Here is a 22,538-nt window from a genome sequence, read left to right on the forward strand (position 1 = left end):
TTTTGTTTCCTCTTGGCAGAAAAGGGCGCTAGGAGGCAGGTATGACAGATAACCGACCAGAACTCCGCTTTCGCCCCAATAAATCCCCGCAACGCATTCGCCACGGCTTTCCCTGGGCCTATGACAATGAGGTCGTCACCGACCGCCGCACCAAAAAGATTGCGCCCGGCACGATTGTCGATCTGCTGGATAACGAGCGGAACTTCGTCGCGCAGGCAGCGTTTCACCCCGAGTCCAAGATCGCCGCGCGGGTGCTGGAGCGGGACCGCGCTGTCCAGATTGATGCGAAATGGCTTGAGTCTAAATTGCGCTTTGCACGGGATCACCGCGACCGGATGTTTGACACGCCCTTTTATCGCCTGATCCATGCCGAGGCAGACGGGCTGCCCGGTTTGATCATCGACCGTTTTGGCGATGTGTTTGCGGTGCAACCGAACGCGGCATGGATCGAAAATCTGCTGCCCGCGCTGCAAGAGGCGCTGAAGGCAGTGTTTGATACGCCGGTCATCATCAAGAACGCCAGTGGTCGGGCGCGGGGGCTGGAGGGGCTTTCGGAAGAGACTGTCGTGCTGGACGGGACCGTAGACGGTCCGATCCCTGTGCAGATGAACGGCGCCACCTATATGGCGGATGTTCTGGGCGGGCAGAAAACCGGATTGTTCTATGACCAGCGCCCCAACCATGCCTTTGCCGCAAAGCTGGCAAAGGGCGGTGATGTGCTGGATGTGTTTTCCCATGTTGGCGGATTTTCCCTTGCGGCACTTGCAGGCGGGGCGACCCGCGCCACGGCGGTGGACGGTTCGGCGGCGGCGCTAGAGCTGGCAGCGAAAGGGGCTGCGGCCTCGGGGTATGACGCGGCGTTCGACACGCTAAAGGGCGATGCCTTTGAGGTGATGACCAAACTGGCTGACGAAGGGCGCAGCTTTGATGTGGTGGTGTGTGACCCACCGGCCTTTGCTCCGGCGAAACCGGCCCTTCAGGCAGGGTTGCGGGCCTATGAAAAGGTCGCGCGTATGGGGGCTTCACTGGTGCGTCCGGGTGGCTATTTGGTGCTGTGCTCCTGTTCCCATGCGGCGGACCTGTCGTCTTTCCGTCAGGCCAGCCTGCGCGGAGTGGGCAAGGGCGGGCGCACGGGGCAGATCGTTCACACCGGATTTGCCGGAGAGGATCACCCCGTCCATCCGCAACTGGCCGAAACGGCCTATCTGAAGTCCATATTCCTGCGTCTGGTATGACCCACCGCGTCCTGATCGACGCCTGCGTGCTATATCCATCGGTCCTGCGCGCAGTGGTTCTGGGCTGTGCTAAACAGGGGGCGTTTGTGCCGCTGTGGTCCGACCGTATTCTCGAAGAATGGCGACGTGCGGCCTATAAGAATGACATCGGGCCGATGGCAGACACGGAAATCGCGCTGTTGCGGGCGGATTGGCGCGGGGCAGAGGTGGATGTCTCGGGCGTGCCGATGGAAGAGCTGCACCTGCCAGATGAAAACGACCGTCACGTGCTGGCGGCGGCCATTGCGGGGCGGGCGGATGAGTTGCTGACCGCGAACACGGGTGATTTTCCCACGCGGGTGCTGGCGCGTCATGCTATCTTGCGCCGCCATCCCGACGAATTCCTGTTGGAACTGGCGCTTGGGGATGCCGCGTTGATGGCGGACGTGATTGACCGCGTTCACGCCGAAGCCGAAGCCATGAAGGGCGCACCGGTCAACCGGCGCAAGATGTTGCAACGCTGCGGCTTGCCCCGCCTTGCCAAATGGGACGGGGCAGGGCCGGCGGGTTAATCCGCAGCCGGTGCTGTTTCCGCTTCTGTATCGGTTTCTGTCGCTGCTTCTGTATCGGTTTCTGTCGCTGCTTCTGATCCGGTTTCCGCGTCTGATGCTTGCGCAGCAGGAGCCGCAGTACCGCCATCTGCGGCTTCGGCCTCTTCTTGAGTGGCCTGTTTGCCGTTGGCCCAGAAACCGTCATATTCCTCGCCGGTGGCATAGACCATCTTGCCGCTGCCCTGCCGCTGGCCGTTTTTGAACGTGCCGGTGTAGACATCGCCATTGGCGTAGGTGGCAACACCCGCGCCGTTGATCTCGCCGTTGTCCCAGTTGCCGACATAGCTGAACCCGTCAGGCAGGGTGATCTTACCACGGCCCTGACGTTTGCCGTCCACATAGGCACCTTCATAGATGGAGCCGTCCTTGAACACGGCGCGGCCTTCGCCCTGACGCACGCCCTCGACCCATTCGCCCTCATAGGAATGGCCGTCCGCATAGGTGATCTTGCCGGTGCCGTGGTTCTTGGCGTCCTTCAGTTCGCCCACATAGATGGTGCCGTTCACATCTCGCACGGTGCCGGTGCCTTCAATGCGTCCCTCAACCCATCCGCCATCATAGGAGGAGCCGTTGGCATAGACGATCTTGCCCTGACCGTGGGGCAGTCCCTTGGCAAATTCGCCGGTGTAAACCGCACCGTCGCTATAGTTCAGCGTGCCTTCACCGGACATCTGGCCCGCTTCCCAGTTGCCGGTGTATTCATAGCCGTCCTGTCCGGTGAACTTGCCGTCCCCCTGACGCTGGTCGTTGACAAAATTGCCAACAAAAATATCGCCGTTGGCATAGGTGATCTTGCCCGCGCCGTTGCGTTTGCCCTGTTCCATCTGGCCTTCATAGACATCGCCATTGGCCTGTTTGAGAACGCCCGTGCCTTCGATCTGGCCGTTTTTCCATTCTCCGTCATAGGTCAATCCGTCCGGCATGGTCAAAAGCCCTTTGCCTTCGCGCATGCCTTCCACCACATCGCCCTGATAGGTCGCACCGTCATGATAGGTAATCAGCGCCTTGCCGGTTTTCTTGCCCTCCTGCCAGTCTCCTTCATAACGATAGCCGTTCGGGCTGGTCATGGTGCCTTTGCCATCGTGCTGGGCCTGTGAGAATTCGCCCTCATAGACCACGCCGTTAGCGTATTTTGCCACGCCGCTGCCTTCTATCTTGCCGTTGACCCAATCGCCTTCATAGGTGCCGCCATCAGCAAAGGTGATCTTGCCCGCGCCCTCTGGTTTGCCCGCCACAAAACTGCCCTTATAGACCGAGCCGTTGGGGAATTTCGCCGTGCCCTGACCCTGAATTTCCCCTTCGACCCAGTCGCCGGAATATTCATAGCCGTTGGGCAGGCGGTAGGTGCCGGTGCCGTGTTGCTTGCCGTCTTTGAAGGTGCCTTCATAGACCCCGCCCGTGTCATATTGTTTGGTCACAACCTGTGCTGTGGCCTGTGCAAAACCCGCGCAGGGGGCTGTGGCCAGCAGGGTTGCGACAAGAAGGGTGCGGGGAAGCGGCGTTGGTTTGGTCAAATTCTCTTCGCCGGCGCGGGGCCGGGCTCCCTGATGATTGGTCTATCGGTTTGCGCCCAACGTTAAGGCTTTGGAAAATTCATGACAAGGGTTCTTGCGTCTTGTGCTTTGTGGTTCAAATAGGTCTAACAACACAAAAGATAAACGGAATTGGTAGGCCCCATGACAGAGAAACTGCGTCTGACGCTTGCACAGCTTAACCCCACGGTCGGGGATATGGCCGGAAACATGGCCAAAGCGCAAGAGGCCCATGCCGCCGCTGCCAAAGCAGGCGCGGATATGCTGGTGCTGCCAGAGATGTTCATCACCGGATACCAGACGCAGGATCTGGTGATGCGTCCGGCCTTTGCGGTGGATGCGATGGATCATGTGATGATGCTGGCAAAAGTCTGTGACACCGGGCCTGCCATCGGTGTTGGCGCGCCATTGCTGGAAGACGATCTGCTGTTCAATGCCTATTACATCCTGCGCGGTGGAGAGATCATCGCCACCCTGCGCAAACACGAACTGCCCAACACCCATGTCTTTGACGAGGTGCGCCAGTTCAGTTCCGGCCCCATCGCCGGCCCTTACAGTCTGGGAAATGTGCGCATTGGCACCCCGATCTGCGAAGATGCATGGCATGTGGATGTGCCCGAGGCGCTGGCGGAATCCGGTGCGGAAATTCTGGTGGTGCCCAACGGGTCGCCTTACTACCGCAACAAATACGACCGGCGGTTTTCTGCCATGGTGTCCCGTGTGATCGAGAACGACCTGCCGCTGGTTTATCTGAATATGGTGGGCGGTCAGGACGATCAGGTGTTTGACGGCGGTTCTTTTGTTTTGAACCGCGGCGGCAAGCTGGCGCTGCAAATGCCCCTGTTCGACGAGGCGATCGCCCATGTAGACTTTGAAAAAGGACCGGAGGGCTGGGAGGCGCTTGACGGTGAGAAAATCGTGCCTGTAGATGAATGGGAGCAGGACTACCGCGTGATGACGCAAGGGTTGCGGGATTACATGGGCAAAACCGGATTCAAGAAGGTGCTGCTGGGGCTGTCCGGCGGGATTGATTCCGCCATTGTTGCAACGATTGCGGTGGATGCGCTCGGCGCGGAAAACGTGCGCTGCGTGATGCTGCCGTCCGAATACACCGCACAGGACAGTCTTGACGATGCCGCCGAGCTTGCCGCCAATCTGGGGGTGAAGCTGGACACCATCCCGATCAAGGCGGCCCGTGGTGCCGTGACCGAAACACTGGCGCCTTTCTTTGAAGGGTTGGAACCGGATGTGACTGAGGAAAACATCCAGTCCCGCCTGCGCGGTCTGCTGTTGATGTCCCTATCCAACAAGTTTGGTGAAATGTTGCTGACCACCGGCAATAAATCCGAAGTGGCGGTGGGCTATGCCACCATCTACGGCGATATGGCGGGGGGCTATAACCCGATCAAAGACCTTTATAAGATGCGGGTGTTTGAAAGCTGCCGCTGGCGCAATGCCAACCACCGCGACTGGATGATGGGGCCCAAAGGCGCGGTCATTCCGGTGAATATCATCGACAAACCCCCGACTGCCGAACTGCGCGAAGATCAGAAAGATTCAGACAGCCTGCCGGAATATGAGGTGCTGGATGCCATTCTCGAACTGCTGGTGGATCAGGACCTGTCAGTGGCCGAGATTGTCTCGCTCGGGTTTGACCGCGCTGTGGTCAAGCGGATCGAGCATCTGGTCTATATCTCGGAATACAAACGCTTTCAGTCTGCGCCCGGTCCGCGCCTGACCCACCGCGCATTCTGGATGGACCGGCGCTATCCGATTGTGAACCGCTGGCGTGATACCAGCGGTGAAGGTCTCTAGCGCTCCGCGCAGGGATATTTGTCGAAAATGGTAGGCGGCGCGGCGGGTTATTTCCAGTAGGGCGCACGCCAGCCTGCGGCCACGGCTTCGGCTTCGTTGCAAAACCAGCGTTCGCCTTTGGAAGTGGAGATTTTGGTGCGATTGTACCACGGCGACCAAGGGGCGTGGTAGATTTTGCCCTGGGCCGAGATGTTGCCCTTGATCGCGCAGCCTTCAGGGGCTTTTTGCGCGGCGACTGTCCAGCGTGCAGCGCGGTAGTCCCACGGTGTTTGCGAGTTGGCCTGCCAGATGCCGCGGCTTTGGGCTTGTGCGGTATCTTGCACGATTTCGTATTCGTCCGAGAATTTCAGAAAAGCCCAAGCCATGCCCTGTGCCACCATTTCGCGGGCAATATCTGTTGGTCCGGCAAAGCAACGGGCAATGATGCGGCCATAGCCATCGGTGGAAAGTTCCTGACAGGTCACGGTTTTTCCACGTGTAAGCGCGTGAAGCGCCTCTGTTGCGGCAGTTCCGCAGGCCCAGTCCTGTCCGGTTGCGGTCTTGCAGGTCTGCCCTGCTTCGGGCGCGTCGATGCCGTTGATCCGGTAACGGGTGCCCCCCAGATCCAGCGTGTCTCCGTCTACGATACGCAAATTATCCGCAGCCACTGGCGCGCACAGGCAGGCCAGTGCGATCAGCACTCTTATCATTGTCCACTCCTCGGTCCTCACCCGTGGTTTAGCTGAACAGAAGCGGAACTTTAACCTTTTCATTACACATTCGTTAACGGCCTTCGCCCTTGGCCTTTGGCGCGTGGCGCTGTATGAGGGGCGCAGATATATTCCGAAGGTAAAAACCCGATGACAGTCACCCGTTTCGCACCGTCCCCGACCGGTTTCCTGCACGTTGGAAACTTGCGCACTGCGCTGTTCAACTATCTTATCGCCCGTAAAGCGGGGGGACAGTTCATCCTGCGTCTTGATGATACGGATCCTGAACGTTCTACGCAGGAATATGCAGACGGTATTCAGCAGGATTTGGAATGGCTGGGCCTGACGTGGGACCGGATGGAGCGTCAGTCCGAGCGGCTGGAGCGTTACAACGCAGCGGCCGACGAACTCCGCGCCGCGGGGCGGTTTTACGAATGTTTCGAGACACCGGTTGAACTGGACCTGAAGCGCAAGAAACAGTTGAACATGGGCAAGCCGCCTGTGTATGACCGCGCCGCCCTTGCGCTGAGCGAGGCAGAAAAAGACGCATTGCGGGCAGAGCGTAGCGGTCACTGGCGGTTCAAGCTGGATCAGGAACGGATCGAATGGAACGACGGTATTCTGGGCGATCTGTCCATCGATGCGGCCTCGGTTTCCGATCCGGTGCTGATCCGGGGTGACGGACAGTTCCTGTACACGCTGGCCTCTGTTTGTGACGATGTGGATTTCGGCATCACCCATGTGGTGCGCGGCTCCGATCACGTGACCAACACGGCGACGCAAATCCAGATTATCGAGGCGCTGGGCGGCACGGTTCCCGCCTTTGCCCACCATTCGCTGTTAACAGGTCCGCAAGGCGAGGCGCTGTCCAAGCGGCTTGGCACGCTGGCGTTGCGGGATCTGCGCGCACAGGGGATTGAGCCGATGGCGCTGCTGTCGCTGATGGCGCGGCTGGGGGCGAATGAACCTGTGGAACTGCGCAGTTCTATGGACGAGCTGATCGAAGGTTTTGACCTGTCGCAATTCGGCTCTGCGCCGACGAAATTCGATGTGGCGGATTTGGGACCGATGACTGCCAAGGCGGTGGCTGCGCTACCTTATGAAGAGATGGAGCAGAGCCTTGCCGATCTTGGCGTTCCCGCTGCTATCGCGCCCGCTTTCTGGGAGGTTGCCCGTGAAAACGTGGCCACCCGTGCCGGTATCGCAGACTGGTGGGCGTTGTGCCGTGACGGTGCCGCGCCGCTGATTGATGCCGAAGATGCGGATTTTGTAGCCACGGCCAAAGGCTTGCTGCCTGCGCAACCCTGGGACGGCGATAGCTGGAAAAGCTGGACCGCTGCGGTGAAAGAGGCCACAGGGCGCAAGGGGCGGGGGCTGTTCATGCCGCTGCGCAAGGCGTTGACTGGGATGGAACACGGGCCGGATATGTCCAAACTGATGCCGCTGCTGCAAAAGCACCGGCTCTGATCTTTTGCGCCGACCGGCCCCGTTCAGGGGTCAGGTCGGGGCGACAATCCTTGCACCCACCATATTGATATGATCATCGACCAGCGCGGTTTCCGTGTCTGACAGAAGTCCTGCGCGGGGGTAAAGCGGCGTTGCGCGGTCGTTCAGGATCGGAGTGTCCCAGCCGCTGGTGGAGCGGAAGAAATCGCCCACGCCATCTTTGCCAAACACCTGATGAAACCCTTGCACCACGCAATCAAGATAGCTGAGCAGGATCGGATGGTTCAGGTTTTCAGGCGACACCGCAGCGGCGCTGGCCTTGTACATGGCCACTCCGCGCAACGGTTCTTCGTCAAGCACGAGACGGTCATAGGCGGCTTCGCGCTGGTCCAGCGCATCCCAGCCGATGTCCCCCACATCGGCCACCAGTCCGGAAATGGAAGACAGCGGATCGGGTGTCACGCTTAGGAAAGCCACCGCCCTACGCGACGATTGCACCCAATGCCGCCGCCAGCCCTGAAGCGTGACGGGGCGCAGGTTCTGATAATTGTGCGTGCCCGCATTCACCAGCGAGCCGTAACCGAAAAAACTGGCGGTCATCGGATCACCACGCCACGGGCGCACGTCCGCCTTGCGCTTTGGCAGAGTTGATCACCTGAATGGTACGGGCCACCTGATCGAGCCTTTGTGCAGAAGGCGGGTGTGTGGCCAGCAGTGCCGAAGACCCCCGTGTCCGTTCAAACGTTCTGGCACCAATGGCGGCGTTGTATCCGGCGCGGTCTGCGATATGGGCGGCGATGGTATCCGCCTGCAATTCGTATTTCTTGGAATAGCTGCGCCCGCCAATGGCCCCGCCGATGTCCACGCCAACCTGTGCATCACCGCCCCCAACCGCGACAAGGATACCGCCCAGCACGGCGCCGGCAAGCTGGTTGTTCTGCGTCTGCTCGATGTGGCGGGCGATCTGGTGGCCGGCCTCATGTCCGAAAACAAAGGCGATTTCATCGTCGTTGCGGAAGCTGCGCAGCATGTTGACGTTAAAGGTGATAATCGGTCGGCCATCGCGCCCGATGGTCTGATAGGCGTTCGGCGGCTCGCTCGGGTCGGTGTTCACCTTGACCTGAAAATCACAGAAATTGCGCGGTTTGTTGGAATGGAACGACCGGCAAACCGATTCCGCCACAGGCTCCACACGGGCCGCCACACGATAATAGGCGTTCACGCTTGACTGGGTGTCGCGCATCGCAACGGGTTGGCTGCCCTGTTGGGGCAGGGGCGTGGTTGTGGACGTACAGGCGGCCAGCAAGGCGGTTGCGGCGGTGGCGAGTAATTTGCGCATATGGTCCTCTGTCAGTTGCGGCGAGGGCAGCGGAACGAAACCCTGTTTGATCTTGGTTTTAATACGTATTCCCCCACAACGGGGCAACTGTTGTGTCGGACACTGCGCGTATAACGGCGGAAAACCGACGGCGCCTGTGCCTATAAAATAGTCATCTAAACCGCAGGTTAACCATTTCAAGCATTTCTGCGGGGGCCTGAGGTTTTTTACTTCCGCTCAATCAATTCTTCATAGGGAATCGCGCCAAATATCGCTAACCTGATGCCACAATCCCCATCAAGGGGGAGCAATCTGGGAGGAAACCATGAAAAATGGTCTGAAAACGCTGGCGCTGGGTGCGCTGGCAGCAAGCATCGCATCCGAGGGTTTTGCCGAAGAGTGGAATGTCTCTGTCTGGGGCAAACGCCGCGCCTTTACCGAGCATGTTGAAAAACTGGCAGAGCTGGTCGCTGAGAAAACCAACGGCGAATTTACGATGAACGTGTCCTATGGGGGGCTGTCCAAGAACCGTGAAAACCTAGACGGTATTTCTATCGGCGCATTTGAGATGGCACAGTTCTGTGCCGGTTATCACCGCGACAAGAACCGCACCATCACCGTTCTGGAACTGCCGTTCATCGGGGTGAACAACCTTGAGGAGGAAGTGGCGGTCAGCCATGCCGTTTACGCCCATCCTGCTGTGCAGGAAGAAATGGCGCAGTGGAATGCCAAGCTGCTGATGACCTCGCCCATGCCGCAGTATAACATCGTGGGCACAGGCGAGCCGCGCAGCACGTTGGCCGATTTTGAAGGCATGCGCGTGCGTGCAACCGGCGGGCTTGGCAAAGCGTTCGAAGCGGTCGGGGCTGTGCCGACCTCTGTTACCTCTGCCGAGGCTTATCAGGCGATGGAATCCGGTGTTGTGGACACTGTGGCCTTTGCCCAGCACGCCCATCTGTCCTTCGGGACGATCAATCAGGCGACGTGGTGGACCGCGAACCTGAACCCCGGCACAGTGAACTGCCCTATTGTGGTCAATATCGACGCCTATGAGGGTCTGTCGGACGAACACCGCGAGGCGCTCGACAGTTCGGTGGATGAATCCATTGCCTATTATCTTGAAAACTATGGCAAGCTGCTTGCCAAATGGGACGAGGTTCTGGCCGAAAAGAACGTTGAAAAAGTCACGATCGCTGAAGAGGAACTGGCAGCGTTCCGGGCCAAGGCCGCCGATCCGATCCGCGCCGAGTGGATTGCCGAGATGGAAGCCCAGAACCTGCCCGGTCAGGAGCTTTACGATCTGGTGGTAGAGACACTGAAAAAAGAGCGTGCGGGCAACTAATTCCGTTTGCCTGTTCACGATACGGCCGTCCTCTTCTTTAAGGGGGCGGCCATTTTCAACTTTGGGGGAGGTCTCTTATGGCGTCTTCGGCATCCGTTCTACAGGACGATAGCCTTTTAAGCCGGTTGGACAGTTTTCTGCTGCCAATCGAACGGTTTTGCGCATTGATCAGCGGTATCGCGGTGTTTTCACTGATGTTTCTTGCCGCCTATTCCGTGGTCGGGCGCAAGTTTTTCAACAGTCCCCTGTCGGGATATGTGGACTATATCGAGGCGGCCATGCCGCTGATTGCGATCATGGGCGTGTCCTATGTGCAGCGGGACGGCACCCATATCCGCATGGATATTGTGGTGGCCGCACTAAAGGGGCGGGCGCTCTGGCTGGTGGAGTTCGTGACCGTTGTGATCATGCTGGTGCTGATGCTGGCGCTGGTCTGGGGGGCTTGGGCCCATTTTGATCGCAGTTTCGATCTGACAAAACCGCTGTGGAGCCGTGACAGTTCGATTGATATCGGCCTTCCGATCTGGCCGAGCAAGCTGATCGTGCCAATCGCATTCGCGGTGCTTTGCGTGCGTCTGGTGTTGCAAGCCATCGGCTATGGTCGCGCCTTTATTTTGGGGTTGGAACACCCTGTGGCCGTGCCTCTGGTGATGTCGGTCGAAGAACAGGCCCGCGCGGAAGCGGCCCAACTGGAAGGGCATGACTGATGGATAATATTACCATTGGCCTCTGGACGACGGGGGGTATGCTGGTTCTTGTGGTGCTCGGGATGCGGGTGGCTTTTGCAGCGGCACTTGCGGGTTTTGTCGGCTTGGTCTGGCTGCGCTGGAACGGTTATGATTACGATCCCGCCCGTTTTGGCAAAGCATTGCAGATCAGCGTCAAGATTGCAGGGCAGGTGCCCCATTCCAAGGTCAGCTCCCAAGTTCTGAGCCTGATTCCCGTCTTCATCCTGATCGGCTATCTGGCCTATTACGCTAAGCTGACAACGGCCCTGTTCGAGGCGGCCAAACGCTGGATCGCATGGGTTCCGGGCGGTCTGGCGGTGGCCACGGTATTCGCCACCGCAGGGTTTGCAGCCGTGTCCGGTGCATCTGTGGCAACGGCTGCGGTGTTCGCACGGATCGCCATCCCCGAGATGCTGAAGATCGGCTACAATAAACAATTCGCCGCCGGAGTGGTTGCGGCAGGGGGCACGCTGGCCTCTCTCATTCCGCCATCGGCCATTCTGGTGATCTACGCGATTATCGTCGAACAGGATGTGGGCAAACTTTTGCTGGCCGGTTTTGTACCGGGTGTGTTTTCAGCCATTGTCTATGCGGTTCTGATTATCAGCATTGCGGTCGGGTTCAAATCCGTCGGCCCGCCGGTGCGCGGCTTTACATGGGGGCAGCGCTTTGCATCCCTGCCAGCGGCGATGCCGATTGTGCTGGTGGTCGTGGTCATCATCTTCTTCGTTTACAACCCTTTTGGAGAGGCTTGGGGTACACCGACCGAGGGCGGGGCTGTTGGTGCCTTCATCGTCTTCCTGATGGCGCTCTTCCGCGGGATGCGCCTTGGAGAGCTGAAAGACGCGTTGCTGGAAACGGCCAAGCTGACGGTTATGATTTTTACCATCATCTGGGGCGTGCTGATCTATGTGCGCTTTCTCGGGTTTGCCAAACTGCCGGATGCGTTTTCGGACTGGATCACCTCGCTGGACCAGTCCCCCATGCTGACGCTAGTGCTGATCCTGCTGGCCTATGCCGTTCTGGGCATGTTCATGGATGCGATCGGGATGCTGCTGCTGACGCTGCCGATCACCTATCCGGCGGTTATGGCGTTGAACGGGGGAGAGATGGTCTCGGCGGCGGATAGTGCCTTTGGCATGTCCGGCACCATGTGTGGCATCTGGTTCGGGATACTGGTGGTGAAAATGGCGGAGTTCTGCCTGATCACGCCGCCCATCGGCCTGAACTGTTTCGTTGTCGCCGGTGTGCGGGACGACTTGACAGTGCAGGACGTGTTTAAAGGTGTAACACCCTTCTTCATCGCGGATGGCGTCACAATCGCGCTGTTGGTTGCCTTTCCGGCCATTGTGTTGTGGCTGCCGTCACTGGCGTAAATTAGGGGGCGGGGATTTTTCCCCGCCCCGCTTTGATAACAAGTCAGATAAATTCAAAATTGTCTTGTGTCAGGTCATCGGGATCAATTTCAAAAAGCAAGATTTCTGTCCCGCTTGATAATGTTACCATCGTGCCCGTGTCGCCCCTCTCAATCGTCAGGTCGTCAAAATCCGCACCCGAAATTCGCAGTCTGCCCGTTTCTACAGCGAAGCGCGCCACTACATCATACCCTTCATCTATTGTGCTGTCGTAAAGCAGGGTTGCAGACTCTGCGCCCGCGAAGATCCGGTCATCGCCGGTGCCGCCCGACAGCGTGACTTGGGCAGCAGCAGACATGGATAGGTAGTCATCACCTGCACCACCGTAGGCGTTGTAAGAATTGGGAATGTGGTAGTTGTAAATTCGGTCTTCGCCATCGCCGCCATACACAGTGTTGTGACCGTAGCCCCCGTAAATGTAGTCATTTCCTTTTCCCCCGAAAAGGAGGTCATCACCGTCCCGTCCAAATATCCTATCGCGGCCATTATTTCCGTAAACTGTATCATTACCCGAACCTGCAAATATTAAGTCATTGTATTTAGATCCGATAATATGATCGTCGCCGTCTTCTGCGTAAACTGTATCCTCGCGGTAGTTGACGGTCAGTTCATCTGCGCTGTCCGTACCATACAGGTGCAATCCCTTGATATCCTCTAAACCGAAACTGTCGGCCGAAACCTTCAATAGTTTGATTTGCGTGCCGTCCGGACGGGTCAGCACCAGATCCTTACCGTCCGTTTCAATCAAAAGTTCTGCGGAGTTGATCCTCTGATAGCGGTCAAATTTCAGCGTATCTTTTTCAGGATTGAAGTCGGTGATCGTAACATTTTGCGAACTGTGCCACAGCTTTACCGTATCCGCGCCTTTTCCTGTAGTGATCGTAACTTCTGCGCCGCCAGTTTTGAAAACGTCGCTGCCACGTCCGCCATACATCGTGCTGCTGCCGCCCCAAACCGTATATTCATCGTTGCCGCCACCGCCGTATAATTCGGTGTTTAGGTCGTGGGCCCCAAATGTATCGTGCCCCTTGCCAGCCTCGATATAGAATGTGCCTTTTGTGGAATCTAAGGTAAAGAATCTATCGTTACCTAAGCCGCCATAATAGTAATTTTCGTCTTTTCTATGGGAACGACCGGAGTAAAAGACATCGTCGCCTTTTCCGCCGTAAACTTCGTCACTGCCAAAGTCATCGTAAATTCTGTCATCTCCACGGCGCCCCCAGATAGTGTCGTCGCCTCTGTAGCCGTATATACCATTATCGTGTCGGTTTCCGAGCAGGGTATCCCCTGCATCAGTGCCGTGCCGGTCAAGTTTGTGATACGCTGCACTTTCAGAGAAAGTTGTTAATAACGGGTTTTTCAATAAGTCGTTTGAAGCCATTTTTCTTCTCATGTCTGCTAATGAATTTCCTTAAAATTGCCCCGACCCGACTCTTATAAACGACGGGCGGTTAACGGAAGTTTAACCTGCGCCACGCTATCTTACGACACGTTGTAAAACCAGATGCCCGACTTCCTTGCTGATGGATTGATGGCTTTGCCAGACCGTGCCGGCGCCATCGACCCAATAGCTGTTCTGGAAGGCCCGTTTGTCGTTGCCGCAAAGTTCGGTGTATTCGCGTGTGCGGTGGTTGCGGCCAAAGATTGTTATGGTTCCGTCGGCATCTTTCGGGGCTATCGCGCAATTGTAAGTGTAATCTGCCAGAACGCCTTCCCCGGTCAGGCTGCGCTGGGTGCGTGTGTATGTTTTGGGAAAGGAGCCGCGAAACATTGCGCTGGGAGAGATCGAAAGCTGCTGTGCAATCAGGTCCACCTGCAAGCCGCGCGTGGCGGTGACGATGCCGGATTGAAGGGTGACGGTTGACTGGTCGCTGCCCATATAGGTGCGATAACGCCCGTTCACGGCCAGTTCGACGGCGGGTTGGGTCACGCCGAAACGGGGCACGGTCATATAGACCACAGGTCGGCCGAGCGCGGCCATTTGCGCGCGGGTTGCTTGCGGGGCTTTTTGATCCCCTTCGGCGGTTTCTACCGCGCCTTTTTGCAAACGGGCCTTTGCCATCCCGATGGCGATGTCGCCTAGACCGGGCTGGGTGCTATGCTCGGAACTGCAAGCGGCTAGCAAGACCATCAGCCCTGCTAGGGCGCGGCGGGCGCCCTTTGGGGGGATTTGTGCCATCACCGCCAGAACCGTGCCCAACCTGCTTCCAGACCGGGACGCTGGTATTCGCTGACGGTATCAAACAGACGGTTGTTCACATCCAGACGGGCGCCGCCGTCGCGGGCTTGTGTGTTCATGTCAATCGCATAGGTCTTACGGTTCGGTGTGCCGATCCCCCAGCTAAGCGGAATGCTCATGCGCAGACCTTTGTTAAAGCTGCCTTCACCGTAATCTGCAGGGGAGGCATCCGTGACCGTGGCGTAGGCCCCGATGGTCCAGCCATTGGCAAAGACGCGGTCAACAGACAGGGTCGCGCCCCAATCACCGGCAAGATAACGGCCCATGTCCAACTGTGCATCCAGACCGGGTGTCACGCTCCAATAGGCCGAGAGATGGCCCGTGACCACGTCGTAATCCTGAAAGCCGAAAAGCTGGTCGTAATCCCGCTGCTTGGCGTAGTTCACTTCGGCGCCCAAACCCCAGTTCTGGTTGGCCGGCTTCCACAGCAACTCGGTCGAGATGCCGCCAAACATGGGTTCGAGATAGCCGACAGAGACGCGGCCAAAGAAATCCGGGGCGGGTTTGAACATCATATCTGCTGTAAGGGTTTCAACCGCAGTTTTGCCTTCGGCCTTATAGAGCGCCCGATCGGTGCGAACACGGGGCAACCCCGACGGCGGTGGCGTTTCATCTTTCTGGTTGCCAAATACCCGCTGGGTCACAGAGCCGGACAGCGAGAAACCGGGCGTGATGTAATAATCCGCGCTTGCCCGCAGGCCGCCACTGGCCCGCACGGGGCCGGACCCGTCAAACAGGGACACGGACACATAAGGCGCAATATTCCAGCGTAAATCGGGATAGATGTCCTGCGCAAACACGCCATTCTCCGGCAGGGTGCGGGCGCTGCGTATTTCAGCGCGGTCGAGAATCTTCTCCGTGCCCATCGGATCGTTCTCCAGACGCTCCAGATCAGAGCGGCGGATCACCACGCTGGAGGCAGGCACACCGTTGACCACAGGCGTAATCACAAATTCCTCAACCGAGTGGGGCAGAACAAAGGCCATAGCGCGGGCGGCGCGGCCAACGGCTTGTGCGCCGGAATTAAAGGTGTTGTTGCGCAGGCGCAATTCGGCGGACCGTCCGTTCACCGCGACAGCTTCAACCGCCAGTCCCTGTTCCTTCAGCACCGTTTCAAACTTCTGACGGGCGGTGGTGGAATAATTCGTATCCTGCGCCCAATCCGTGCTTTGGGAATAGTTCACCGGACGGGCCACCACGGGCAGGGGGGCACGTTCGCGGGTGCCAACGGCGGGGGGGCGTTTGGGATTGATCGCGGTAGAGAACCGCAGCGCCACCTCGGAGCCGTGCAGGTAATACAGCCCCACGCTCAGATTATCGCGGCGTTTGAATTCCATGCCAAAATTGAACGGGCTCTTGCGGTTGATCGCGCCGGATGCCTCCTCGCGGGTGTATTCATCCGAGGAATATTCGCCCTTAAGCGTTAACCCTTTCACGGGTGTACTCCACGCCAGTCCGCCGAACACCCCGACATCACCGTCAAACCACTGCTTGGACGTGGGCACACCGCCTTGCGGATTGGCGCCGACCCGCAGTGTGGAACTGTCGCTCAGACGGCCCCAGCCTAGCCCCGCGGTCAGCCGCAATTTGGGGTGAACGGCTTTGGTGGCGACCAGATATTCCGCACCATAAGCCCCCTGACCCATAAAGTCGCGCAGGCCAATGGCAACGCCGGGCAGGGTCTCGGTCTCTTCAAGCAGTTGAAATTGCAGATCGAAAGAGCGGTCGTTATCCTCTCCGGCGATGGTCCAGTCGATGAGATCGGAATACCGGAAAGAGGCCGACAGCCGTTTGGTCAGTTGAAAGGACAGCGTGACCTTGCGATCAGAGGCCGACCCCGAGATCGTGCCCGTGACCTGACCGTCGGGCTGTGGCTCGGCGCTTGGCATGTCGATCAGACCGGAATTGCCATAAAGGTTCAACGCGGGCGTTGCCTGTGGTGTCGCCATTCCGGCTGACAGTGCCAGCACCGAAATACCACCGAATGCCGCCTTAACCAGTTTCGCCATCTCCAGCCCCCGACCGTTTCTTTGCAAAGTCTTTTAAGCCTTTTGACATATACCCTGCCAAACCGAAAGTGTTTCGCGCCGCTTTCGCAGGGATTGACGCAAGAAAAACACCTGCTTTTGCGCCTTATCGTCCTTTTATGGCCACAGCCGCGCCAACCCCTGACGCTGCGGTGTCTCGGCGGCGATTTTCCGGTCGTAAAACGGACGGTTGTGAATTGCGCTGATTTTTGTAAGTTGCGCCCCGATGCCTGCGGTTTGACGCATTGTCTGTAGCGGGCAAAATTCGCGGTGGGAAACTTCCCAAGCAAGAGTTGACTCTTGCAACGCAGCTTCCTAAATAGTGCGCTGTTAGCACTCACGGGAGGCGAGTGCTAATGGCTCGATGGCCTCCCTGAAATGTAACCAAGAGTTAAGGAGCACTCTCCATGGCACTCAAACCTTTGCACGACCGTGTACTGGTTCGTCGGCTTGAAGGCGACGAAAAAACCGCAGGCGGTCTGATCATTCCGGATTCTGCAAAAGAGAAACCGGCTGAGGGCGAAATCATCGCTCTGGGCGAAGGCGCGCGCAAAGATAGCGGCGAACTGATCCCAATGGCTGTAAGCGTTGGCGATAAAGTGTTGTTCGGTAAATGGTCCGGCACAGAAGTATCCGTCGACGGTGAAGAGCTGTTGATGATGAAAGAATCCGACATTCTCGGCATTCTTTCCTAAACCGAACCGAAATACGAATAGGAGCAAGCTACAATGGCTGCAAAAGACGTAAAATTCGGCACCGACGCACGGAACAAGATGCTGGAAGGCGTCAACGTTCTGGCGGATGCCGTAAAGGTAACGCTTGGCCCGAAAGGCCGTAACGTTGTTCTGGACAAATCCTTTGGCGCACCACGCATCACCAAAGACGGTGTTTCCGTTGCCAAAGAGATCGAACTTGAAGGCAAGTTCGAGAACATGGGCGCACAAATGGTTAAGGAAGTTGCTTCCCGCACCAACGACACAGCAGGCGACGGTACAACAACCGCGACTGTTCTGGCCCAAGCCATCGTAAAAGAAGGCATGAAATCGGTTGCCGCTGGCATGAACCCGATGGACCTGAAGCGCGGTATCGACACAGCTGTTGAAAACGTGGTTTCCGCGATCAAATCCATGGCGCGTCCGGTTAACGACAGTGCAGAAGTTGCACAGGTCGGCACCATTTCCGCAAACGGCGAAAAAGCAATTGGTGATCAAATCGCTGATGCCATGCAGCGCGTTGGCAACGAAGGTGTTATCACTGTTGAAGAAAACAAGGGTCTGGAAACAGAAACCGATGTTGTTGAAGGTATGCAGTTCGACCGCGGTTACCTGTCCCCTTACTTCGTGACCAACCCTGAAAAAATGACAACAGAGCTGGACGACGCACTGATCCTGCTGCACGAGAAGAAACTGTCTTCCCTGCAGCCAATGGTGCCTCTGCTGGAAACTGTTATCCAGTCCGGCAAACCGCTGGTTATCATTGCTGAAGACGTTGAAGGCGAAGCCCTGGCGACTCTGGTTGTGAACAAACTGCGTGGCGGTCTGAAAATCGCTGCTGTTAAAGCTCCGGGCTTTGGCGATCGTCGCAAAGCCATGCTGCAGGACATCGCTGTTCTGACAGGTGGTCAGGTGATTTCCGAAGATCTGGGCATGAAGCTGGAAAACGTTGGCATGGAAATGCTTGGCACAGCCAAGAAAATCCAGATCACCAAAGATGAAACAACAATCATCGATGGTAACGGCGAAAAAGCAGAGATCGAAGCACGTGTTGCTCAGATCCGCGGCCAGATCGAAGAAACAACTTCCGACTACGACCGTGAAAAACTGCAAGAGCGTCTGGCAAAACTGGCTGGCGGTGTTGCTGTTATCCGCGTTGGTGGTTCTACAGAAGTTGAAGTTAAAGAACGCAAAGACCGCGTTGACGATGCCCTGAACGCGACCCGCGCGGCCGTGCAAGAAGGTGTTGTTGTGGGCGGTGGTGTTGCTCTGGTGCAGGCTGTTAAAGGTCTGGCTGATCTGGAAGGCGCAAACGCTGACCAATCCGCTGGTATCTCTATCGTTCGCCGCGCGCTTGAAGCGCCTCTGCGTCAGATCGCTGAAAACGCTGGTGTTGACGGTGCAGTTGTTGCCGGCAAGGTTCGCGAAAGCGACGACAAGAACTTCGGCTTCAACGCACAAACCGAAGAATATGGCGACATGTTCAAATTCGGCGTGATCGACCCTGCCAAAGTTGTGCGGACTGCACTGGAAGACGCTGCTTCCATCGCTGGCCTGCTGATCACAACAGAAGCAATGGTTGCTGACAAACCTTCCAAAGACGGTGGTGCCGGTGGCGGCATGCCAGACATGGGCGGAATGGGCGGCATGGGCGGCATGATGTAAGAACCGGCTTTGGCCTTCGGGCCAAAACGGTTCCGCCTGACAGGGTTTTGGCGGCAACGCCAAGACACGAACAGGCCACCCAAACCGACGTTAAAGTCAAAAGAACGGCCCCGCAGAACACCGCGGGGCCGTTTTTCTTTTATGCGACCGGGTTTGATACAAAAATCGCTTTGAAGCTGGCACCTTGACCGTTTTTATTTTGACAAACGTGTGAGCGGGGGCGAATAGCATTGTGGGATATGTAAAATCTCTGTTCACACGTTTCATGCAATTAATCGTCCTTACCATCCTCACCATGATTGCTTTTGCGGCCAATTCGGTTCTGAACCGGATGGGGCTGGCGGGCGGGCTGATTGATCCGGCCGGATTTGCCCTTGTACGCGTGGCAAGCGGGGCGGCGATGCTGGTCGTGTTGGTGGCTATGCGTCAGGGGCTCCTTGAGGGTTTTCTCGCACCTGCCCGTGGCTGGGCTGTGGTCGGGCTGGCGGCCTATATGCTCGGGTTTTCCTTTGCTTATGTGGCGCTTGATGCGGGGACGGGGGCGTTGATCCTGTTTGGCGGCGTGCAGATTACCATGTTTGCAGGTGCTGTGCTGTCGGGCCGGACACCTGTGCCTTTACAATGGTTCGGCGCGGCGATTGCCTTTGGCGGGTTGATCTATCTGCTGGCGCCTTCGGCCAGTGCGCCTGATCCTGTCAGCGCTTTGCTGATGGGGATTGCGGCAATCGGGTGGGGGATCTATTCGCTGATCGGCCAAAAAACAGCCGATCCACTCGGCGCCACGGCTGCGCATTTTCTATTGGCTCTGCCGTTTGTGGCACTGGGGCTATTCCTGACCTTCTCGCTGCATGTCACGCCTTGGGGCCTGATGCTTGCGGTCCTGTCAGGGGCTGTGACCTCGGGGCTTGGCTATGCGCTGTGGTATCGGGTGCTGCCCCAACTGGCGACCGCCAGTGCAGCCGTGGCACAACTGAGCGTACCTGTCATTACCGCATTGGGCGGCGCTGTGTTTCTGGCAGAGCCTCTGAGCCTTGAATTCGCAATTGCCTCGGCGCTGGTGCTCGGGGGGATTGGCGTTTCGGTTTACGCCGCAAACCGCCGGTAACTCTGCCGGTTTCTTGACAAAACCGGTGCCGCTGCCTTTATGCTGGATTATGAAAGCAGCCTTGTTCGTAGTTTGGATTTTCGGAATGGTCACATTCATTGCCCCCGCCGCCCGAGCCGGTGAATGTGTGATCCTGCTGCACGGTCTCGCGCGCTCTGCAAACTCGATGCTCCTGATGGAGTGGCGGTTAAAGCGCGCCGGCTATCACGTTGTAAACCTTGACTATCCCAGCAAGGACGCCACGATTGAGGAACTGGCCAACAGCGCTATTCCAGCCGCGCTGTATCAGTGCCGGTCTGCGCGTAAGGTGCATTTTGTGACCCATTCCATGGGCGGTATTCTTCTGCGGTATTACATGGCCCATGTCTCGCAGGTGCCGGCCCGTCTGGGCCGGACGGTCATGCTTGCGCCGCCCAACAAGGGCACCGAGGTCGTGGACCAGATGAACGATGTGCCGGGGTTTGAGTTCTGGAACGGGGTCGCGGGGATGCAGCTTGGCACGGGGCCGGACAGTCTGCCTTCAAAACTGGGTCCGGTGCGGTTTCCGGTGGGGATCATCGCAGGCGACCAGACGATGAACCCGCTGTTATCATCGCTGATCGACGGGCCGAATGACGGCAAGGTCAGTGTGGAAAGCACCAAAGTGGAGGGAATGGCGGATCACATCGTTTTGCACGTGACCCACACCTTTATGATGAACAACCCGAAGGTCTATGAGCAGGTAGAGTACTTCCTGAAATACGGCGCGTTCAAGCGGGGCCCGTGATCTTGTTCACATGGCCCATCTTGCGACCCGGCTTGGCATCCGCCTTGCCATAAAGGTGCAGCCCGACGCTGGAATCTTGTGACAGGGTTGCGACGTCATTGACCTCATCCCCGATCAGGTTCGTCATGACCACGTTGGAATGTCGTTTCCCGTCCCCCAGGGGCCAGCCTGCCACCGCGCGGATGTGCTGCTCGAACTGGTCGATTACACAGCCGTTCTGGGTCCAGTGGCCGGAGTTGTGAACCCTCGGTGCGATTTCATTCACGATCAACCCCTGAGGTGTAACGAACAGTTCCACACCCATGACGCCCACGTAATCCAGCGCGTTCAGGATCTGTCCGGTCAGGATAATCGCATCCGTGTGCTGGCTTCGGTTCAGTCTGGCGGGCAGGGTGGTGGTGTGCAGGATACCATCGCGATGGACGTTTTCGCCGGGGTCAAAGCAGGTCACAGCCCCGTCCTGCGCCCGTGCGCCAATGACCGAGACTTCATGGCTGAAATCAACGAAACCTTCAAGAACTGACGGCGTTTCGCCCAGTTCCTGCCATGCAGATGTTGGATTTGTGCTATCTGTCAGACGAACCTGACCCTTGCCATCATAGCCGAAACGACGGGTTTTCAGGATCGAAGGCACGCCGATCTGCTTGACCGCTTTCTGCAGGTCCTCGGGGGTTTCTACATTGGCATAGGGCGCGCATTTCAGGCCCAGCGAGGTCAGGAAATCCTTTTCAACAATCCGGTCCTGTGAGGTGGCCAGCGCACGACGGTTTGGCAGAACAGGGCGGAGGGTTTCAAGTAGATCCAGCGCCTCTGCGGGGATGTTTTCAAATTCGTAAGTGATCACATCAACGGATTGCGCAAAACTTCGCAGGGCGTCAGCGTCCTCGTAAGGGGCGGTGGTCACGTGGTCCGCCACCTGTCCGGCAGGGGGATTGGCACCGGGTTCAAAAATGTGGGACTTGAAGCCCAGACGGGAGGCCGCAACAGAGAGCATCCGCCCCAGTTGGCCGCCGCCCAGAATGCCGATGGTTGCGCCGGTTTGCAGGGGGTTAGTCATCTACTGGTTCTTCCGGAATAGAGGCGCTGAGCGCTGTGCGCCAGTCGTCAAGTTTTCGGGCAAGGTCGGGATCGGAATTGGCCAGAATAGCCGCTGCCATCAGTCCGGCATTGGCAGCACCCGCAGGACCGATTGCCATTGTGCCCACAGGAAAGCCTTTAGGCATCTGCACGATGGAATAAAGACTGTCCACACCGGACAGAGCTTTGGTTTGCACCGGCACCCCCAGCACAGGCACGCGGGTTTTGGAGGAGACCATACCGGGCAGATGGGCGGCACCGCCTGCACCGGCGATAATCACCTGTAAACCCCGCTCCGCCGCGGTCTTTCCGTAAGTCCAGAGCCGGTCGGGGGTGCGATGGGCCGAAACGATCTTGCTTTCGTAAGCCACGCCAAGTTCATCCAGTATATCGGCTGCGTGTTTCATAGTGGGCCAGTCCGATTGGCTGCCCATGATGATCCCGACTTTAACCTGTGTCATCCGGTAAATCCGCCTGTTTGGTAAAGAAGGCCGCACTATAGGTAAAATGTGGATTTAGGCAATAATGTCAGGGGTAATTTCGTCTTCCAGACGGCGGATTTCATCTTTGATCGCCAGTTTCTGCCGTTTGAGCCGTTGCAGCGTCAGCGCATCGGCGTGACCTTTGTCGTGCAACGCGTGAATAGCCTCGTCCAGATCCCTGTGTTCTTGTCGTCGGGTCCCGAGTTTGACGCGGAGCACCTCTGTGCGATCCATCTGCGGTGAAGATGTCATGAAAGTCCTGCAAAGTAAGTCACGGGCGTTCATCTTAACGTGATCTGAAACCGCTTAACAACCAATCGTTTCAATAAGTTCTTGAGAATCCGGCAAGGCCGC

At 57.6% G+C, this 22,538-nt stretch carries 21 protein-coding genes; 11 read left to right on the forward strand and 10 right to left on the reverse strand.

What is annotated here, in order from left to right:
* Positions 1–41 precede the first annotated feature (41 nt).
* Both BFV97_RS13110 and BFV97_RS13115 read left to right on the forward strand, forming a co-directional pair.
* Positions 42–1,235, forward strand: a complete 1,194-nt coding sequence (locus tag BFV97_RS13110; protein ID WP_069300838.1) for an RSP_2647 family RNA methyltransferase — start codon at positions 42–44, stop codon at positions 1,233–1,235.
* On the forward strand, positions 1,232–1,786 hold the full coding sequence (locus tag BFV97_RS13115) for an RSP_2648 family PIN domain-containing protein (protein WP_069300839.1): 555 nt from the start codon (positions 1,232–1,234) through the stop codon (positions 1,784–1,786). Before BFV97_RS13110 ends, BFV97_RS13115 begins: the two co-directional genes overlap by 4 nt.
* Here BFV97_RS13115 and BFV97_RS13120 read toward each other — a convergent pair.
* The gene (locus BFV97_RS13120) at positions 1,783–3,339 is read right to left on the reverse strand and encodes an MORN repeat-containing protein (RefSeq protein ID WP_083225637.1); all 1,557 of its coding nucleotides are present in this window, start codon (positions 3,337–3,339) and stop codon (positions 1,783–1,785) included. The genes BFV97_RS13115 and BFV97_RS13120 overlap by 4 nt on opposite strands.
* 162 nt (positions 3,340–3,501) lie before the next feature.
* Here BFV97_RS13120 and BFV97_RS13125 point away from each other — a divergent pair, with 162 nt between their 5' ends.
* On the forward strand, positions 3,502–5,172 hold the full coding sequence (locus BFV97_RS13125) for an NAD+ synthase (RefSeq protein ID WP_069300840.1): 1,671 nt from the start codon (positions 3,502–3,504) through the stop codon (positions 5,170–5,172).
* 47 nt (positions 5,173–5,219) lie between these two features.
* On the opposite strand, the gene BFV97_RS13130 is transcribed toward BFV97_RS13125, so the two are convergent.
* Positions 5,220–5,861: a thermonuclease family protein gene (locus BFV97_RS13130; protein ID WP_069300841.1), complete on the reverse strand. Its 642-nt coding sequence runs from the start codon at positions 5,859–5,861 to the stop codon at positions 5,220–5,222.
* A 150-nt stretch (positions 5,862–6,011) separates the two neighbouring features.
* On the opposite strand from BFV97_RS13130, the gene gltX reads away from it, so the two are divergent.
* Positions 6,012–7,328: a glutamate--tRNA ligase gene (gene gltX / locus BFV97_RS13135; RefSeq protein ID WP_069300842.1), complete on the forward strand. Its 1,317-nt coding sequence runs from the start codon at positions 6,012–6,014 to the stop codon at positions 7,326–7,328.
* 30 nt (positions 7,329–7,358) lie between these two features.
* On the opposite strand, the gene BFV97_RS13140 is transcribed toward gltX, so the two are convergent.
* Both BFV97_RS13140 and BFV97_RS13145 read right to left on the reverse strand, forming a co-directional pair.
* Positions 7,359–7,907, reverse strand: coding sequence for a gamma-glutamylcyclotransferase family protein (locus BFV97_RS13140; RefSeq protein WP_069300843.1), 549 nt, complete (start codon positions 7,905–7,907; stop codon positions 7,359–7,361).
* Positions 7,908–7,911: 4 nt separating this feature from the next.
* Positions 7,912–8,646 (reverse strand): M48 family metalloprotease, encoded by a 735-nt coding sequence (locus BFV97_RS13145; RefSeq protein WP_069300844.1) that lies wholly within the window; start codon positions 8,644–8,646, stop codon positions 7,912–7,914.
* 304 nt (positions 8,647–8,950) lie between these two features.
* On the opposite strand from BFV97_RS13145, the gene BFV97_RS13150 reads away from it, so the two are divergent.
* The 3 genes from BFV97_RS13150 (at position 8,951) to BFV97_RS13160 (ending at position 12,071) form a co-directional block, all read left to right on the forward strand.
* The gene (locus BFV97_RS13150; RefSeq protein WP_069300845.1) at positions 8,951–9,967 is read left to right on the forward strand and encodes a C4-dicarboxylate TRAP transporter substrate-binding protein; all 1,017 of its coding nucleotides are present in this window, start codon (positions 8,951–8,953) and stop codon (positions 9,965–9,967) included.
* A gap of 77 nt (positions 9,968–10,044) precedes the next feature.
* The gene (locus BFV97_RS13155; RefSeq protein ID WP_069300846.1) at positions 10,045–10,674 is read left to right on the forward strand and encodes a TRAP transporter small permease subunit; all 630 of its coding nucleotides are present in this window, start codon (positions 10,045–10,047) and stop codon (positions 10,672–10,674) included.
* Positions 10,674–12,071 (forward strand): TRAP transporter large permease, encoded by a 1,398-nt coding sequence (locus BFV97_RS13160; RefSeq protein ID WP_069300847.1) that lies wholly within the window; start codon positions 10,674–10,676, stop codon positions 12,069–12,071. Before BFV97_RS13155 ends, BFV97_RS13160 begins: the two co-directional genes overlap by 1 nt.
* Before the next feature lie 43 nt (positions 12,072–12,114).
* Here BFV97_RS13160 and BFV97_RS13165 read toward each other — a convergent pair whose 3' ends face one another.
* The 3 genes from BFV97_RS13165 to BFV97_RS13175 form a co-directional block, all read right to left on the reverse strand.
* Positions 12,115–13,503 carry a calcium-binding protein gene (locus BFV97_RS13165; protein WP_083225638.1) on the reverse strand — a complete coding sequence of 463 codons (1,389 nt, stop codon included), beginning with the start codon at positions 13,501–13,503 and terminating at the stop codon, positions 12,115–12,117.
* 84 nt (positions 13,504–13,587) lie between these two features.
* Positions 13,588–14,289 (reverse strand): YjbF family lipoprotein, encoded by a 702-nt coding sequence (locus BFV97_RS13170; protein ID WP_157888324.1) that lies wholly within the window; start codon positions 14,287–14,289, stop codon positions 13,588–13,590.
* On the reverse strand, positions 14,289–16,358 hold the full coding sequence (locus BFV97_RS13175) for a YjbH domain-containing protein (RefSeq protein ID WP_069300850.1): 2,070 nt from the start codon (positions 16,356–16,358) through the stop codon (positions 14,289–14,291). Before BFV97_RS13175 ends, BFV97_RS13170 begins: the two co-directional genes overlap by 1 nt.
* 425 nt (positions 16,359–16,783) lie before the next feature.
* Between BFV97_RS13175 and BFV97_RS13180 the strand changes: the two genes are divergently transcribed.
* The 4 genes from BFV97_RS13180 to BFV97_RS13195 all read left to right on the forward strand — a co-directional run bounded on the left by BFV97_RS13180 (position 16,784) and on the right by BFV97_RS13195 (position 20,625).
* Complete coding sequence (locus BFV97_RS13180; protein ID WP_069300851.1) at positions 16,784–17,071, forward strand: co-chaperone GroES; 288 nt, start codon at positions 16,784–16,786, stop codon at positions 17,069–17,071.
* Positions 17,072–17,104: 33 nt separating this feature from the next.
* Complete coding sequence (gene groL / locus BFV97_RS13185; RefSeq protein ID WP_069300852.1) at positions 17,105–18,754, forward strand: chaperonin GroEL; 1,650 nt, start codon at positions 17,105–17,107, stop codon at positions 18,752–18,754.
* 265 nt (positions 18,755–19,019) lie between these two features.
* Positions 19,020–19,859 (forward strand): DMT family transporter, encoded by an 840-nt coding sequence (locus BFV97_RS13190; RefSeq protein ID WP_069300910.1) that lies wholly within the window; start codon positions 19,020–19,022, stop codon positions 19,857–19,859.
* A gap of 85 nt (positions 19,860–19,944) precedes the next feature.
* Positions 19,945–20,625 carry an esterase/lipase family protein gene (locus tag BFV97_RS13195; RefSeq protein ID WP_069300911.1) on the forward strand — a complete coding sequence of 227 codons (681 nt, stop codon included), beginning with the start codon at positions 19,945–19,947 and terminating at the stop codon, positions 20,623–20,625.
* On the opposite strand, the gene BFV97_RS13200 is transcribed toward BFV97_RS13195, so the two are convergent.
* Genes BFV97_RS13200 through BFV97_RS13210 form a run of 3 tightly spaced genes read right to left on the reverse strand, consistent with a single transcriptional unit; the run spans position 20,609 to position 22,436 of the window.
* Positions 20,609–21,682: a 5-(carboxyamino)imidazole ribonucleotide synthase gene (locus tag BFV97_RS13200; protein WP_069300853.1), complete on the reverse strand. Its 1,074-nt coding sequence runs from the start codon at positions 21,680–21,682 to the stop codon at positions 20,609–20,611. The two genes, BFV97_RS13195 and BFV97_RS13200, sit on opposite strands and share 17 nt — an antisense overlap.
* Positions 21,675–22,163: a 5-(carboxyamino)imidazole ribonucleotide mutase gene (purE, locus tag BFV97_RS13205; RefSeq protein WP_069300854.1), complete on the reverse strand. Its 489-nt coding sequence runs from the start codon at positions 22,161–22,163 to the stop codon at positions 21,675–21,677. The genes BFV97_RS13200 and purE overlap by 8 nt, the downstream gene beginning before the upstream one ends.
* Before the next feature lie 54 nt (positions 22,164–22,217).
* Complete coding sequence (locus BFV97_RS13210; RefSeq protein WP_069300855.1) at positions 22,218–22,436, reverse strand: YdcH family protein; 219 nt, start codon at positions 22,434–22,436, stop codon at positions 22,218–22,220.
* Between the last annotated feature and the right edge of the window lie 102 nt (positions 22,437–22,538).

Source organism: Neptunicoccus sediminis, assembly GCF_001719615.1.
Classification (GTDB): Bacteria; Pseudomonadota; Alphaproteobacteria; order Rhodobacterales; family Rhodobacteraceae; genus Amylibacter; species Amylibacter sediminis.

What these genes read in the sequence shown, in the direction of transcription:
- BFV97_RS13210 (WP_069300855.1), bottom strand. Translation starts at nt 22,436, where the DNA reads ATGACATCTTCACCGCAGATGGATCGCACAGAGGTGCTCCGCGTCAAA.
- BFV97_RS13110 (WP_069300838.1), top strand. Translation starts at nt 42, where the DNA reads ATGACAGATAACCGACCAGAACTCCGCTTTCGCCCCAATAAATCCCCG.
- BFV97_RS13175 (WP_069300850.1), bottom strand. Translation starts at nt 16,358, where the DNA reads ATGGCGAAACTGGTTAAGGCGGCATTCGGTGGTATTTCGGTGCTGGCA.
- BFV97_RS13130 (WP_069300841.1), bottom strand. Translation starts at nt 5,861, where the DNA reads ATGATAAGAGTGCTGATCGCACTGGCCTGCCTGTGCGCGCCAGTGGCT.
- BFV97_RS13180 (WP_069300851.1), top strand. Translation starts at nt 16,784, where the DNA reads ATGGCACTCAAACCTTTGCACGACCGTGTACTGGTTCGTCGGCTTGAA.
- BFV97_RS13115 (WP_069300839.1), top strand. Translation starts at nt 1,232, where the DNA reads ATGACCCACCGCGTCCTGATCGACGCCTGCGTGCTATATCCATCGGTC.
- BFV97_RS13160 (WP_069300847.1), top strand. Translation starts at nt 10,674, where the DNA reads ATGGATAATATTACCATTGGCCTCTGGACGACGGGGGGTATGCTGGTT.
- groL (WP_069300852.1), top strand. Translation starts at nt 17,105, where the DNA reads ATGGCTGCAAAAGACGTAAAATTCGGCACCGACGCACGGAACAAGATG.
- BFV97_RS13140 (WP_069300843.1), bottom strand. Translation starts at nt 7,907, where the DNA reads ATGACCGCCAGTTTTTTCGGTTACGGCTCGCTGGTGAATGCGGGCACG.
- BFV97_RS13190 (WP_069300910.1), top strand. Translation starts at nt 19,020, where the DNA reads ATGCAATTAATCGTCCTTACCATCCTCACCATGATTGCTTTTGCGGCC.
- BFV97_RS13170 (WP_157888324.1), bottom strand. Translation starts at nt 14,289, where the DNA reads ATGGCACAAATCCCCCCAAAGGGCGCCCGCCGCGCCCTAGCAGGGCTG.
- BFV97_RS13165 (WP_083225638.1), bottom strand. Translation starts at nt 13,503, where the DNA reads ATGAGAAGAAAAATGGCTTCAAACGACTTATTGAAAAACCCGTTATTA.
- BFV97_RS13145 (WP_069300844.1), bottom strand. Translation starts at nt 8,646, where the DNA reads ATGCGCAAATTACTCGCCACCGCCGCAACCGCCTTGCTGGCCGCCTGT.
- BFV97_RS13195 (WP_069300911.1), top strand. Translation starts at nt 19,945, where the DNA reads ATGGTCACATTCATTGCCCCCGCCGCCCGAGCCGGTGAATGTGTGATC.
- BFV97_RS13150 (WP_069300845.1), top strand. Translation starts at nt 8,951, where the DNA reads ATGAAAAATGGTCTGAAAACGCTGGCGCTGGGTGCGCTGGCAGCAAGC.
- purE (WP_069300854.1), bottom strand. Translation starts at nt 22,163, where the DNA reads ATGACACAGGTTAAAGTCGGGATCATCATGGGCAGCCAATCGGACTGG.
- BFV97_RS13125 (WP_069300840.1), top strand. Translation starts at nt 3,502, where the DNA reads ATGACAGAGAAACTGCGTCTGACGCTTGCACAGCTTAACCCCACGGTC.
- BFV97_RS13155 (WP_069300846.1), top strand. Translation starts at nt 10,045, where the DNA reads ATGGCGTCTTCGGCATCCGTTCTACAGGACGATAGCCTTTTAAGCCGG.
- gltX (WP_069300842.1), top strand. Translation starts at nt 6,012, where the DNA reads ATGACAGTCACCCGTTTCGCACCGTCCCCGACCGGTTTCCTGCACGTT.
- BFV97_RS13200 (WP_069300853.1), bottom strand. Translation starts at nt 21,682, where the DNA reads ATGACTAACCCCCTGCAAACCGGCGCAACCATCGGCATTCTGGGCGGC.